Source organism: Tsuneonella aeria, from assembly GCF_009827495.1.
Taxonomy (GTDB): domain Bacteria; phylum Pseudomonadota; class Alphaproteobacteria; order Sphingomonadales; family Sphingomonadaceae; genus Tsuneonella; species Tsuneonella aeria.
The window spans coordinates 572,890-585,583 of the sequence record NZ_WTZA01000002.1 but is presented as its reverse complement, the minus strand read 5'-3'; the positions used below and the strand labels follow the sequence as shown (position 1 = coordinate 585,583).

At 68.7% G+C, this 12,694-nt stretch carries 14 protein-coding genes; 4 read left to right on the top strand and 10 right to left on the bottom strand.

Features of this window, described 5'->3' with window-relative positions:
- The first annotated feature begins 49 nt into the window (after positions 1-49).
- On the top strand, positions 50-1,117 hold the full coding sequence (gene recF / locus GRI40_RS13375; RefSeq protein ID WP_160612009.1) for a DNA replication/repair protein RecF: 1,068 nt from the start codon (positions 50-52) through the stop codon (positions 1,115-1,117).
- Here recF and GRI40_RS13970 read toward each other — a convergent pair.
- From GRI40_RS13970 to GRI40_RS13355, 4 genes are all read right to left on the bottom strand, one after another.
- The gene (locus GRI40_RS13970) at positions 1,114-1,425 is read right to left on the bottom strand and encodes a hypothetical protein (protein WP_337190585.1); all 312 of its coding nucleotides are present in this window, start codon (positions 1,423-1,425) and stop codon (positions 1,114-1,116) included. The genes recF and GRI40_RS13970 overlap by 4 nt on opposite strands.
- 66 nt (positions 1,426-1,491) lie before the next feature.
- Entirely contained in the window at positions 1,492-1,758 is a 267-nt protein-coding gene (locus GRI40_RS13365; RefSeq protein WP_160612115.1) for an accessory factor UbiK family protein, read from the bottom strand.
- 36 nt (positions 1,759-1,794) lie between these two features.
- Positions 1,795-2,349, bottom strand: a complete 555-nt coding sequence (locus GRI40_RS13360; protein WP_160612008.1) for a TspO/MBR family protein — start codon at positions 2,347-2,349, stop codon at positions 1,795-1,797.
- Between the two features lie 28 nt (positions 2,350-2,377).
- Positions 2,378-3,145, bottom strand: coding sequence for a TlyA family RNA methyltransferase (locus tag GRI40_RS13355; RefSeq protein ID WP_160612007.1), 768 nt, complete (start codon positions 3,143-3,145; stop codon positions 2,378-2,380).
- A 52-nt stretch (positions 3,146-3,197) separates the two neighbouring features.
- Here GRI40_RS13355 and GRI40_RS13350 point away from each other — a divergent pair, with 52 nt between their 5' ends.
- Positions 3,198-3,731, top strand: a complete 534-nt coding sequence (locus tag GRI40_RS13350) for a hypothetical protein (protein ID WP_160612006.1) — start codon at positions 3,198-3,200, stop codon at positions 3,729-3,731.
- Between the two features lie 439 nt (positions 3,732-4,170).
- Entirely contained in the window at positions 4,171-5,262 is a 1,092-nt protein-coding gene (locus tag GRI40_RS13345; RefSeq protein WP_160612005.1) for a branched-chain amino acid aminotransferase, read from the top strand.
- On the opposite strand, the gene GRI40_RS13340 is transcribed toward GRI40_RS13345, so the two are convergent.
- Genes GRI40_RS13340 through GRI40_RS13315 form a run of 6 tightly spaced genes read right to left on the bottom strand, consistent with a single transcriptional unit; the run spans position 5,259 to position 11,718 of the window.
- Positions 5,259-6,326, bottom strand: coding sequence for an NAD(P)/FAD-dependent oxidoreductase (locus tag GRI40_RS13340; RefSeq protein WP_420006881.1), 1,068 nt, complete (start codon positions 6,324-6,326; stop codon positions 5,259-5,261). The genes GRI40_RS13345 and GRI40_RS13340 overlap by 4 nt on opposite strands.
- The gene (locus tag GRI40_RS13335) at positions 6,323-7,009 is read right to left on the bottom strand and encodes a methyltransferase domain-containing protein (RefSeq protein ID WP_160612003.1); all 687 of its coding nucleotides are present in this window, start codon (positions 7,007-7,009) and stop codon (positions 6,323-6,325) included. The genes GRI40_RS13340 and GRI40_RS13335 overlap by 4 nt, the downstream gene beginning before the upstream one ends.
- Entirely contained in the window at positions 6,999-8,063 is a 1,065-nt protein-coding gene (locus GRI40_RS13330) for a type III polyketide synthase (RefSeq protein WP_160612002.1), read from the bottom strand. The genes GRI40_RS13335 and GRI40_RS13330 overlap by 11 nt, the downstream gene beginning before the upstream one ends.
- 42 nt (positions 8,064-8,105) lie before the next feature.
- Positions 8,106-10,169, bottom strand: coding sequence for an NAD(+) synthase (locus tag GRI40_RS13325; protein ID WP_160612001.1), 2,064 nt, complete (start codon positions 10,167-10,169; stop codon positions 8,106-8,108).
- Positions 10,166-10,711, bottom strand: coding sequence for a CinA family protein (locus tag GRI40_RS13320; RefSeq protein WP_160612000.1), 546 nt, complete (start codon positions 10,709-10,711; stop codon positions 10,166-10,168). Before GRI40_RS13320 ends, GRI40_RS13325 begins: the two co-directional genes overlap by 4 nt.
- Positions 10,708-11,718, bottom strand: coding sequence for a DNA topoisomerase IB (locus GRI40_RS13315; protein ID WP_160611999.1), 1,011 nt, complete (start codon positions 11,716-11,718; stop codon positions 10,708-10,710). Before GRI40_RS13315 ends, GRI40_RS13320 begins: the two co-directional genes overlap by 4 nt.
- 82 nt (positions 11,719-11,800) lie before the next feature.
- On the opposite strand from GRI40_RS13315, the gene yghU reads away from it, so the two are divergent.
- Complete coding sequence (gene yghU, locus GRI40_RS13310; RefSeq protein WP_160611998.1) at positions 11,801-12,670, top strand: glutathione-dependent disulfide-bond oxidoreductase; 870 nt, start codon at positions 11,801-11,803, stop codon at positions 12,668-12,670.
- Positions 12,671-12,694: the final 24 nt, after the last annotated feature.

Here is a 12,694-nt window from a genome sequence, read left to right as displayed (position 1 = left end):
GAACTGCGCGCTGGCCACCCCGCCCGGCCGGCGCTAATCCGCATTCCGCATGGCGCTCGACCGCATCTCCCTTTCCCGCTTCCGCAACCATATGGCGACGGTTCTCGAAGGGACCGGGCAGTTCAACCTGCTGGTGGGCCACAACGGCGCGGGCAAGACCAACGTATTGGAGGCGTTGTCCCTGCTCGCGCCCGGGCGGGGGCTGCGCCGCGCGGCCCTGCCCGAGATCGCCGCGCAGGCCGGGGACGGCGGCTTCGCGGTCGGCGCGTCGCTGACCGGCGCGGACGAGGCGGTGCGCATCGGCACCCAGGTCGATCCCGCACGGCCCACCCGGCGGACGGTGCGGATCAATGGCGCGGAGGCCAGCGCCATCGGACTGGGCGAATGGCTGGCGATATCCTGGCTGACGCCCGCCATGGACGGGCTGTTCACCGGCAGCGCCGGGGCACGGCGGCGGTGGATCGACCGCATGGCGGTGGCGCGGGACGCAGGCCACGCCCGCCACGCCGCGCGCTACGAAGCGGCCTTGCGCGAACGCAACCGGCTGCTGGCGGGCGAGACCTCTCCCGATCCCCTTTGGCTCGACGGGGTGGAGGCGCAGATGGCCGAAGCCGGCGCCGCGCTGGCCGGGGGGCGCGGTGATCTCGTCGACGCGCTGAACGACCGGCTGGCCGCCCTGCCCGACCAGCCTTTCGCCCGGCCGCTGCTGGCGCTGGAGAGCGGCGGCGCAGCCGATGCGGGCGCGTGGCGAGCGAACCGCGCCCGCGATAGGGGGGCCGGGCGGACGCTGGAAGGGCCGCACCGGGCCGATCTCGTCGTGACGATGGCCGGCACGGCGCAAGCGGCAGGGCGGTGCTCCACCGGCGAGCAGAAGGCGCTGCTGATCGCGATCACGCTGGCCCACGCAGAGCTCGCCGCGCATGGCCGGACCGGCGTGCTGCTGCTGGACGAAGTCGCCGCCCATCTCGATCCGGTTCGCCGGGCGGCGCTGTTCGAAAGGTTGGCCGCGGGCGGAACCCAGGTCTGGCTTACCGGCACGGAACGCGCGCCGTTCGCGCCTGTCGCGGATTCCGCCGCGGTCTGGGAACTGGAAGCGGGCGCTGCCCGCCGGGCTTAGCCGCGGACCGTCAAACCCTCGGCGCAGCCGGTGCACGGTTCGCTCGCCGGATCCACCCCCAGCCCCGTTTTCGTTGACGCCATGCGGCGGCGCGAAGCCTCGACGGCTTCGCTCTTGCCACGGCCCATGCTCCAGTTCGCCTGCATTCGCACCTTGGGATTGGGCGCGCACCAGATCTCGCCCGTCGCGTCGATCGCGGTGATCCAGATCAGGTTGTGCTCGGGGCCGTAATCGATCAGCCCGATTGCCAGGCCGTCGCCCTTGTCGAGGACATGAAGCGGGATCGGCGGGTTAAGCTGGGTAAAAATGAAACGGGCCTCCTGCCGAATCAACCGGCAGATGGGACGGGTCGTTCCACGCTTGCCAAAAGGCAATCAGACGGCGGGGTTGCCCCCTGACGCGAGCTTCGCCTCCAGAGCGGCGACCCGGGCCGCCAAGCGCTCGCTGTCTTCTCGCGCACGCGAGGCCATGTCCTTGACCGCGTCGAATTCCTCGCGGCTCACGAAGTCCAGCCCGCCGACAGTCGCCTTGATCCGCTCGCGCGCGCCTTCCCGCGCTTCGCGGGTCATGCCCGCGAACGTGCCCGCCGCCGCGTTGGCGAGCTTCACGAAATCGGCGATCAGGGGGTTTTCGCTTTGCATGTCGCTCATGTGGCCACCGGGGAGGCGCCCGGCAAGTCAGAATTCGTAACGCTGCACCGCGCCGTTCACCGGCGCCTCGATCCCGCCATGCGGGTTCAGCCGCAGGAATTCGTAATTGAGCACGGTCGCAAAGCCGATCCAGGCAAGATAGGGCAGCAGCAACAGGGCTGCCCAGCGGCGTACGCGCCAGAACAGCACGATCGTGATCAGCACCAGCACGTCCAGCACCACGATCACGGCCAGCGCAGATCGGATATCGTGCAGGCCGAAGAAGACCGGCGACCACGCAAGGTTCACGGCAAGCTGCACGCAGAACGCCGCTATTGCCGCGACCCGCCCGCGCGCGCCCCACGCCGCGCAGACGATGGCGAGTGCCAGGCCCATCATCGCGTAGAGGATCGACCACACGATCCCGAACCACATCGGCGGCGGGAAGATCGCCGGCTTTTCCAGCGACTGGAACCACATGCTGCGCGCATCGCCGCCGACCTGGCCGGATATGAAGCCCAGCAGCAGGACCAGGGGAACGGTAAACAGGGCCCAGCGCAGGAGACTGGTCCGCAATTGTCCGCGCGATGCAAGTCGGGTCATTGACGCTCCTGGTTCGAATCGACCGCGGCTACTCTTGGCGGAGCCGCGCGGCGGGCGCAATCGCACCCCGGCGCGCGGCAATGAGGAACTCCACGTTGCCTTCCGGCCCGGTGATCGGACTCGGGACGATCCCGTCGACCGTCCAGCCCCCGGCCGTCAGCCACGCCTCCACCTCCGCGCAGACCCGTGCGTGGAGCGTCGGATCGCGCACCACCCCGCCCTTGCCCACCTCGTCACGCCCCACCTCGAACTGCGGCTTGATGAGCGCGACGAGGCGGCAATCGGGCGCGGCGAGCGCAAGCGGGCGCTCCAGCACCTTGGAAAGGGCGATGAAGGACGCATCGCACACCACCCAGCTGCAGGGGGCGTCGATCTGCTGCGCGGTGAGGACCCGGGCGCTGGTTTGCTCCAGCACGGTGACCCGCGGATCCTGCCGCAGCGACCAGGCCAGCTGGTTCGTCCCCGAATCCACCGCGAAAACGCGCGTGGCGCCGCGCTGCAGCAGCACGTCGGTGAAACCGCCGGTGGAGCTGCCGATATCCATGGCCGTCGCGCCGGCGGGATCGATCATGAACGCATCGAGCGCATGGGCGAGCTTGATCCCGCCGCGCGAAACCCACGGATGGTCGCGCCCGCGCACCTCCAGCGGCGTGTCCTCGGCAAGCGATTGGCCGCTCTTGGAAAGCCTGGTTTCCCCTGCGAAAACCAGCCCCGCCATGACCAGCGCCTGCGCGCGCGTGCGGCTTTCGGCGAGGCCGCGTTCAACGAGCAACTGGTCGAGGCGCTTCTTTCCCATGGACCCGTCATCGCCTAGCGTGCGTTGGCCAAAGGTGAAACCGGGAGAATTCATGCGTTTTCGTGTCCCATTCGTGGTGACGGCCAGCCTCGCGGCGGCGTGCTGCACCGCGCCCAAGCCCGCTCCCACCCCGGCCCCGCCGACCAGCACCGCGCCCACGCCGACGCCATCCCCGCTGCCCGCGCCGCCGCCGTCCAACTGGATGGACGCCCCCGCGACGCCCGGCGACTGGTACTACCGCACCGGCGGCGGCACCACGCGCGCGCTGTTTGGGGAGGCGAACCAGGAATCGCGCCTCACGCTCACGTGCGATCCGGCGCGGCGCACGATCACGATCTACCGCGCGGGTGCCGCCACCGGCCCCGTGCCGATGCAGGTGCGCACGGAATTCACCGGCCGCACGCTCACCGCCAATCCGGTGCCCGGCGCTATTCCGGCGGTGGCCGCGACCCTGCAGGCGAACGACCCTCTGCTCGACGCGATGGCCTTTTCCAAGGGGCGCTTCGGCATCGAGGTGCAGGGCATGACGCCGCTCTACCTGCCGAGCTGGCCCGAGGTCACGCGCGTGATCGAGGACTGCCGCTGACGCCGTGGCGACGGGCCCCGGCACGTCCGCGCGAAGGGCCGATCCTGACGGGGAAAAACTTAAATGCAAGTCTTGCGTTGCGCGCGCAAACGACTCACATTCCGGCTTGAGGCCAGCGACCCACGCGGCTCTCGGCCCCCGGTGAAATGGCGGGTCTGGCTATCCAGCGCGAAAGGAGGTGATCCGATGTCTCATGGTTCAGCAGGGAGGTCGGTGTCGACCCTCGCGGAGCATTATCGGTAGAGCTTTCTTTTGCCGATAGAGGCTTCGTGGGCGGCCGCACTGGCCGCTGACCATGTGGAGGGCGGTTCCTTGCAACGCAGGGGCCGCCCTTCTCATATCCGGGCGGCAACCGCGAGTGCTTCCGCCGCCCAATAGCCGACGATGCGAACCCCCCCGGCCCTTGCCACTGCCGGTGGCCCGCCTTAACGCCCGCGCCATGGATTTCGCGCAACTGCCCCACCCCGCGCCCGTGCCTGGCGAAAGCCGCGCGCAGGCGATCGCAGACCCCGGCTTCGGATCGGTCTTCACCGACCACATGGTCACGATCGACTACCATGCCGACCATTCCGGCGACCTTGGTGGCTGGCACGATGCCCGGATCGGCCCGCGCGAGGCGTTGTCGCTCGATCCTGCCTGCGCGGTCCTCCACTATGCCCAGGAGATATTCGAAGGGCTGAAGGCATACCGCCACCCGGACGGCAGCTTCGCGCTGTTCCGCCCGTACGAGAACGCCCGCCGCCTCAACCAGTCGGCCGAGCGGCTGGCAATGCCCACCTTGCCCGAGGACCTGTTCGTCGAAGCGTGCCGGCAACTGGTGCTGAAGGATCGCGACTGGTTTCCCGATATCGAGGGCGGTTCGCTCTATCTGCGCCCCTTCATGTTCGCGTCCGAGGCGTTCCTGGGCGTGCGGCCCGCCCGCGAATACAAGTTCATCGTGATAGCGAGCCCGGTGGGCAATTACTTCAAGTCGGGCGTTCCGGCGGTGAGCATCTGGGTGAGCCAGGACTACGTCCGCGCCGCGCCGGGCGGCACCGGCGCGGCCAAGACCGGGGGAAATTACGCCGCCAGCCTCGTCCCCCAGGCAGAGGCGATCGCCAAGGGGCACGACCAGGTCGTGTTCCTCGACGCGGTCGAGCGTCGCTGGATCGAGGAGCTGGGCGGCATGAACCTGTTCTTCGCGTTCGCCGATGGCAGCGTAATCACGCCGCCGCTGGGCGGAACGATCCTGCCCGGCATCACCCGCGATAGCCTGATCGCCCTGCTGCGCGACGAAGGCCTGACCGTGCGGGAAGAACGCTATGCCATCGACCAGTGGCGCGCCGATGCGGAATCGGGCCGGCTGGTGGAGACGCTGGCCTGCGGCACCGCGGCGGTCGTCACCCCCGTCGGCAAGGTCGCGGGCCCGGACGGCGGCTTCACGATCGGTTCGGGCGGGCCGGGTCAACTCGCCGGCAAGCTGCGGGATCGGCTTGTCGGCATCCAGAAAGGCACGCAGCCCGATCCGCACGGGTGGGTCGTGCGGCTCTAGAGCCGGGTCAGCGCCATCACACCGCGCGCCAGCGCGGGCGCGATGCGCGTTGCACGGGCCATCAGCGCGGCCCCTGCTGGCGTTTCCGAAAGGGCCCAGATCGCCTGCGCCGCGCGGACCGGCCGCCGGACCTGGCCGGCGAAGGCGCGCTGGTATTCGGGCGCGCCCTGCTTGCCCAACCAGGCCCGTGCCGCCAGCGCTCCGCTCGCCACCGCGATGCCCATGCCTTCCCCCGCCATCGATGGGATCACGGCGGCCTGGTCCCCCAGGCGATAGACGCCGGGTGTCGTCGCCCGCGCGATGTAGCCATAAGGGACTGCGCCCACCGTATCGACCGGCAGGCCGGGGGGCGCGTGCGCCATGCGCTCCGCGAATGGAGGATATTCATCGGCAAGGCTGTCCAGCAATCGCTGCGGATTGCCGCCAAACCGGGCAAGCAGCGACTTTCGCACCGCGAGGCAGACATTGGCGCTGCCGTCTTCCTGCAATACGATTCCCGCATAGCCACCGCGAAACAGGTGCAGCTCGATCCGGCCCCGCAGCAGGGCATGGAGCGCGGGCGCAGGCGGCAGGCGGACGCGCAGCCCCAGCGCCGGATCGTCCGCCACGCGCGGTCGCCCGGCGCCCCGCACGTCGTGCTTCCCGCTGGCGAGGAACACGGCTTCGGGGTGCCAGGTGCCGTTTTCGCCTTCGACAATCCTCGGCGCGACCGCGCGAATCCGCTCGATCGCAAGCTGCGCGCCCGCTTCGACTGCAAGGTCCCGCAGCGCACCGTCGAGCGCGCGCCGCGACACGCCGTAGCCCGCCTGCGGAAGCCCTGCCGTCGCGACCCTGCTGCCGCCGTAGAGCGCCAGTTCGCTGACCGTGTGCGTCCCCAGACGCACCGGGTCGAGCCCGACCGCGCGCAACCGCTCCGCAGTGCGCCACGACAGGAACCCGCCGCACAGCGCGTCGCCCACCCGGGGGTCGCGATCGACCAGGACCGGCGCCGTCCCCGCACGCGCCAGGTGGATTGCCGCCATCGATCCCGCGGGCCCCGCCCCAAGGATTAGCGGGGCCTTCACTGAATGGATTCGACGCACAGCCGGAAGGGGAAGCGGCGGACGACCCGCGCCCTTCGCACCCCTGCTTCCGCCAGGATCGGCGGCCATTCGCGGGGTCGATACGATCGCGCGATCGACAGGTGCCCATCGCGCCGCACCACCGGGTGCCAGCGCATCAGCCCCGCCAGCAGAGGCCAGCCGGCATAGGGAAACCCGTGCCGATGGAGATCGTTGACCAGCCATCCCACCACAGCCTCCCGCTCCATGAACCGCAGGAAGGCGACGAGCTGGTCATGGCTCATGTGATGGGCCACCAGGCTGGACACCACGAAGTCCCAGCCCTCGCCCGCCAAGCCGGCATAATCGCCCGTACGGTAGTCGATGCCCAGACCGCCGGGCGTGGCCTGACGCGCTGCATCGACGCTTCGGGGATTGAGATCGATGCCGACCAGTCGCGCCGCGATCCCGCGCCGCCCTGCCCACCGCGCGATTGCCCGCAGCATGTCGCCATCGCCGAACCCCACGTCGAGCAGGGTGAAACTCGCCCGCGTGCCGATGGCGCGTTCCAGGAACCGCAAGGTCGGCCGCCGGGCGAGCGTGACCGTGTTCACTTGCGCCAGGTCGTGAAGCACGGCGGTGTAGGTGTCCGCGCCAAGCGCGGGGTCGTCCATCAGCTCGTCATCAGTGGCCCGGTCACGCAGCATCGCGCTTATCGGCATCCTGCCAGCCGAACCGGAAGCCCTCCATCGCCAGCCCGGGCCCGAAGGCCAGTGCCACCCCGCTCGCCGGCCGGCCCCGCATGATGCGATTGAGCGCGAACATCAGGGTAGACGAACTCATGTTGCCGCACATTCGCAGCACCTCGCGCGATGCGTCGAGCGCCGCCGGGGGGAGGTGCAGCCCTTTCTCCACCGCGTCGAGGATCGATCGGCCGCCGGCGTGGACCGCCCACGCCGCGATTTCCTCCGGCGGCACCCCTCCGGTGATCCGCGCGCGCACCGCCGGGTCGGCAAGCGCGGCCGCGATACGGCCGGGCACTTCGCCCGATAGTTTCATGTGGAAGCCGGTGTCTCCGATGCGCCAGGTGATCAGGCCCTCGCTGTCTTCCAGCGCGGCGGAGATGCCTTCGCCAAGGACAAGGCCGGGCGCATTATGGGTAACGATGGCCGCTGCCGCCCCGTCGCCGAACTGCGCGCCCATCAGCAATGGCTCAAGGTCCATTTCCTCCTGGTGATGCAGGCTCGACAGCTCGACCGTCACCACCAGCACGCGGGCGCCAGGCTGCGATCGAACGATATGCCGCGCCGTCCTGAGCGCGGTGACGGCGGCGTAGCAGCCCATGAACCCAATCAGCACCCGCTCCACATCGCTGCCGAGGCCGAGGCGCAGGGCGATGATCTGGTCGATCCCCGGCGCGACGAAGCCGGTGCAGCTTGCCACGACGATATGCGTGGGCCGGCCCAGCTCCGGCAGGCTGGCGATGGCCCGCAATGCCAGGTCCGGCGCCGCGCGCGCATAAATCGCCATCCGCGCCGAGGTGGACGGTGCGCCATTGCCGTAGAAGCCGAGCCCTTCGTCGAGCCGCGCATCCTCTTCGCCGAGGACGGACCAGCGGTGCTCGATGCCGGAACGCTGGGCCATGCGTTCGTACAGCTTCGCCTCCCGGCTCTCGCCCAGGCGGCCGATCGCCCAGCGGCGATAGTCCTTTTCGAAATCGAGATCGGGGACCGCGGTGGCTATCGCTGTGATGACGGCCATGTCAGCCGCGCTCCATCGCCGGATGCCGATCCGCGGCCCGCGTCATCTGAGGTCGGGCAACGCGGCGCGCAACTGGTCGAGCCAGACGTCGGCCACCGCGTCCGACGGCATGCGCCAATCGCCCCGCGGGCTGACCGAACCGCCCGCGCTGACCTTGGGGCCGTTGGGCAAGGCGCTGCGCTTGTACTGCGCGGCGAAGAAACGGCCGAAGAACTTTTCCAGCCACGCGGCGATCGTCGCCAGATCGTATTCGTTGCGCGCTTCAGGGGCCATGCCCGCGGGCCATGCGCCCTGCTCCCGGTCGCGCCAGGCGTGCCAGGCCAGGAAGGCCACCTTGCCCGGGCGCTGGCCCCAGCGGATCACGTGATGCATGAAGAAGTCGTTGAGTTCGTAAGGGCCGACCGTCGCCTCGGTGCTCTGCACCGCGCCGTCCTCGCCCGCCGGGACCAGTTCGGGGCTGATCTCCTGCGCCAGGATAGCCTCGAGTACCGCGTCGGTCGCGGGATCGAACTGGTCCGTGCGCGTCGCCCAGCCGATCAGGTACTGCATCAGCGTCTTGGGCACGCCCGCGTTCACCCCGTAGTGGCTCATGTGATCGCCCACGCCATAGGTGCACCAGCCGAGCGCAAGCTCGCTCATGTCGCCCGTGCCGATCACGAACCCGCGGTGCTGGCCCGCCAGCCGGAACAGATAGTCCGTGCGAAGGCCCGCCTGCACGTTTTCGAACACGGTGTCGTAAACAGGTTCTCCGCCGGCGAAGGCATGGCCGATATCCTGGAGCATCCGCGTGGCGGCGGGCTTGATATCGATCTCCTCGGCAACGATGCCAAGCGCTTCCATCAGCTTCCAGGCATTGGAACGCGTGCCTTCCGACGTGCCGAACCCGGGCATCGTGTAGCCGCGGATGGTCGTGCGGGGCAGGCCCAGGCGGTCGCACACCTTGGCGGCGACGATCAGTGCATGGGTGGAATCGAGCCCGCCCGAAACGCCGATCACCATCGAATTGCCGCTGGTCGCCTCGAACCGCCGCATGAGGCCGTCGACCTGGATATTGAACGCTTCGAAGCAGTCGGCATCGAGCTTGTCGCGCCGGTTGGGCACGAACGGGAACCGGCGAACCGGCCGGATCAGGCCGAGATCGCCCGCCGCGGGGCGATGTTCGAACGTAATCAGGCGGAATTCGTCTTCCGGGCGGCCGGCTTCCTCCACCGCGTCGTTGAACGTCTGCATCCGCATCCGATCGGACAGGACGCGGTCGCAGTCGACATCGGCCACGCACAGCTCTGGCTCGCGCGCGAACCGTTCGCTTTCGGCCAGGAGATCGCCCAGTTCGTAGATCATCCCCTGCCCGTCCCACGCCAGATCCGTGGTGCTTTCCCCGTGCCCCGAGGCCGAATAGACGTAGGCGGTGACGGAGCGGCTCGAATGCGACTGACAGAGCATGTGCCGTTCGTCGGACTTGCCGATGGTGATGTTCGATGCCGAAAGGTTCGCGATGATCGTCGCGCCGGCCATCGCGGCATATGTCGATGGCGGGATCGGGGCCCAGAAATCCTCGCAGATCTCCACCCCCACCCGGAACCCCGGCAGCTCGGCTGCGGCGAAGATCAGGTCCGTGCCGAAGGGAACCGTTTCCCCGCCCACGGCAATGTCCATACCCTGGATACGCCGGCCGTTGGCGAACCACCGCTTCTCGTAGAATTCGCGGTAGTTGGGCAGGAAGCTCTTGGGCAGCACGCCCAGCACACGGCCCCGATGGATCGCGATCGCGCAGTTGTAGATGCGCCCGTTGTGCCGCAGCGGCGCGCCGATCAGCAGCAGGGGCACGAGTTCGCCGCTGGCTTGCGCTATGGCGCCCACCTCGCGCTCCACCGCGTCGAGCAGGGCAAGCTGCATGTGCAGATCGTCGAGCGCGTAGGATGACAGGCACAGCTCCGGATAAACGACCAGGTCGACCCCCGCGTCGTGCGCCCGCCGCGCCTCCGCAATGATCGCATCCCGGTTGAACGTGACGTCGGCTGTGCGAACGTGCGGCGTGCTGGCGGCGACCCGCACCATGCCTTGGGCGTGGAGCGAGTAGAACGGATGGGTACGGTCGTCGGTCATGTGCGCAGAGCGTCTTCGACCATAGCCAGCGCGACTTCAAGCGCGGCGATTCGAACCCCGCCGCGGCCGATCGCGCCGAAGTGCTCTTCGCGGTGCGCCGGCTCCCCGTCGTCCCGCACGGCGCAGGCGAAGTGGACCAGGCCCTCCTCGTCGTCCGGCCCGCCAGGCCCGGCGAACCCGGTGATCGACAGGCTGATATGGGCGTCCGAGTGCGCGAGCGCGCCTTTCGCCATCTCCAGCGCCACCTCGCGGCTCACCGCGCCCTTGTCTTCGATCAGGTCGGGATCGATCCCCAGCATGCTGGCCTTGGCAGCGTCGCAATACGTCACGAACCCGCGATCGAATACGTGCCCCCTGCCCCGAACGTCGGTGAGCAGCGCGGCGAGCAAACCGCCGGTGCAGCTTTCGGCGGTCGCGATCGTGAGCTCGCGGTCGTGCGCGGCGTCGAGGACGGCGCAGGCGCGATCCTCGAGCGCATTGGGTAGCGCTTCGTGCAGCGCCTCGGCCTGGGGCTCGCCGGACTTGCCTTGCCGATCGCTCATGCCGCCAGGAACCGCGCCGCGCTGGGCCCGCTTTCCAGAAGCTGGATGAGGGCCCGTTCCTCCCGGCTCAACCACCGCGTTTCGCGCGGCAGTTTCAGCCCCTCCCGCCATTTCGCCTGGCTGTCCACCAGGGCAAGCACGGCGGGGTGCACGTAACTTCGGCGCGTGACGGCCGGGGTATTGCCCAGGCTGTTGGCCACTTCCTGCAAGAGAACCTTCAACGACATCTGCCCTTCACCTTCTGCCAGCACCTTCAATGCCAGCACGCTCCCATGCCAGGTGCGGAAGTTCTTGGCCGTGAACCGCTCCCCCATCGTCTCGCACAAGTATTCGTTGACGTCCGCGGAGCCGACCGCATGGGCGGCGCCGCCTTCATCGACGTATTGAAACAGGCGCTGCCCCGGCAGGTCCTGCATGGCGCGAACCACGCGCGACAGGCTGCGGTCGCTCAGCACCATCTCGCGTTCGATGCCGTGCTTCCCCTTGAATTTCAGGCGCAGGGTCTGCCCCTTCACGTTCGCGTGCTTCTGGCGCAGGGTAGTGGCCCCGAAGCTCTTGTTCTCTTTCGCATACGCATCGTTGCCGATCCGGATCGCGCCCAGGTCGAGCAGGCGGACCACGCTGGCGATCGCGCGTTCGCGGGTCAGCGTGCGGGCCTGGAGGTCGCTTTCCACGCGCTTGCGGACCAGCGGCAGCAGACTGCCGAAAGTGACGCAACCATCGAACTTCTCGCTCTCGCGCGCGGTGCGAAATTCGGGGTGGTAGCGGTATTGCTTGCGGCCCTTGGCGTCGATGCCGGTGGCCAGGATGTGGCCGTTGGCCGCCGGGCAGAACCAGGCATCTGTGTACGCCGGCGGCAATGCCACCGAATTCAGCCGGTCGCGTTCGTCAGGGTCGGTGATCCGCGCGCCCTTGGGATCGTAATATGTCCAGCCCTTGCCGCTGCGCTTGCGCGTGATGCCGGGCATGTCGTCATCCACGTAGATGAGCTTTGAAGATGCAGCCATGTTTCGCCAACCAGCGGTCCGGCTTGCGGTTCCTCCGCCTGCGGCCCATCTTCGAATACCCGTTCCTTGCCCGGAGTTGCCGATGTCCACTGCCGCCTACGTCCCGCCAAAGGTCTGGGTCAACGACACGGAGAATGGCGGCGCCTTCGCCGGCATAAACCGCCCGACGGCCGGCGCCCGGCACGAAAAAGAGCTGCCGGTGGGGGAGCATCCGTTTCAGCTCTATTCGCTCGGCACCCCGAACGGACAGAAAGCGGCGGTGATGCTGGAAGAGCTTATCGAGGCGGGCCATCCGGCCGAATACGACGCCTGGCTGATCGACATCCGCGAAGGCGACCAGTTTGGCAGCGGCTTCACCGCGCTCAACCCCAACGGCAAGATTCCCGCGCTGGAGGACCGCAGCGGCCCAGCCCCGTTCCGGGTGTTCGAAAGCGGCGCGATCCTGATCCACCTGGCGGAAAAGTTCGATTACCTCCTCCCGCGCGACAACCCCGCACGGGCCGAAGTACTCAGCTGGCTGATGTGGCAGATGGGCACGGCACCGTTTCTCGGCGGCGGCTTTGGTCACTTCTACGCCTATGCGCCGGAAAAGTTCGAATACCCGATCAACCGCTATGCCATGGAAGCCAAGCGCATCTTCTCGGTGGCGGACAACCAGCTGGCGAAGACCGAGTACCTGGCGGGCGACGATTACTCGATCGCCGACGTCGCCGCCTGGGGATGGCTGGGCGCCATCGTGCGCGGCGATGCCTATGGCGACGCCGCCACGTTCCTGTCAGTGCACGAATACACGCATCTTGCCCGCTGGGTCCGCACCATCGACGCACGCCCCGCCGCCCGTCGAGGCCGGATCGTCAACACCGAGAAGATGCGCGAGCGTCACGCGGCCGCGGATTTCGACACGCTCGACCCAGCAGTGCTCGGCCCGATCGAATGGAAAAGCGCGCCGTAGCAAAAGCGGTGGGAGGGGCCGGGG

What these genes read in the sequence shown, in the direction of transcription:
- recF (WP_160612009.1), top strand. Translation starts at nt 50, where the DNA reads ATGGCGCTCGACCGCATCTCCCTTTCCCGCTTCCGCAACCATATGGCG.
- GRI40_RS13335 (WP_160612003.1), bottom strand. Translation starts at nt 7,009, where the DNA reads ATGCTGCGTGACCGGGCCACTGATGACGAGCTGATGGACGACCCCGCG.
- GRI40_RS13320 (WP_160612000.1), bottom strand. Translation starts at nt 10,711, where the DNA reads ATGAGCGATCGGCAAGGCAAGTCCGGCGAGCCCCAGGCCGAGGCGCTG.
- GRI40_RS13345 (WP_160612005.1), top strand. Translation starts at nt 4,171, where the DNA reads ATGGATTTCGCGCAACTGCCCCACCCCGCGCCCGTGCCTGGCGAAAGC.
- GRI40_RS13365 (WP_160612115.1), bottom strand. Translation starts at nt 1,758, where the DNA reads ATGCAAAGCGAAAACCCCCTGATCGCCGATTTCGTGAAGCTCGCCAAC.
- yghU (WP_160611998.1), top strand. Translation starts at nt 11,801, where the DNA reads ATGTCCACTGCCGCCTACGTCCCGCCAAAGGTCTGGGTCAACGACACG.
- GRI40_RS13315 (WP_160611999.1), bottom strand. Translation starts at nt 11,718, where the DNA reads ATGGCTGCATCTTCAAAGCTCATCTACGTGGATGACGACATGCCCGGC.
- GRI40_RS13355 (WP_160612007.1), bottom strand. Translation starts at nt 3,145, where the DNA reads ATGGGAAAGAAGCGCCTCGACCAGTTGCTCGTTGAACGCGGCCTCGCC.
- GRI40_RS13330 (WP_160612002.1), bottom strand. Translation starts at nt 8,063, where the DNA reads ATGGCCGTCATCACAGCGATAGCCACCGCGGTCCCCGATCTCGATTTC.
- GRI40_RS13360 (WP_160612008.1), bottom strand. Translation starts at nt 2,349, where the DNA reads ATGACCCGACTTGCATCGCGCGGACAATTGCGGACCAGTCTCCTGCGC.
- GRI40_RS13350 (WP_160612006.1), top strand. Translation starts at nt 3,198, where the DNA reads ATGCGTTTTCGTGTCCCATTCGTGGTGACGGCCAGCCTCGCGGCGGCG.
- GRI40_RS13325 (WP_160612001.1), bottom strand. Translation starts at nt 10,169, where the DNA reads ATGACCGACGACCGTACCCATCCGTTCTACTCGCTCCACGCCCAAGGC.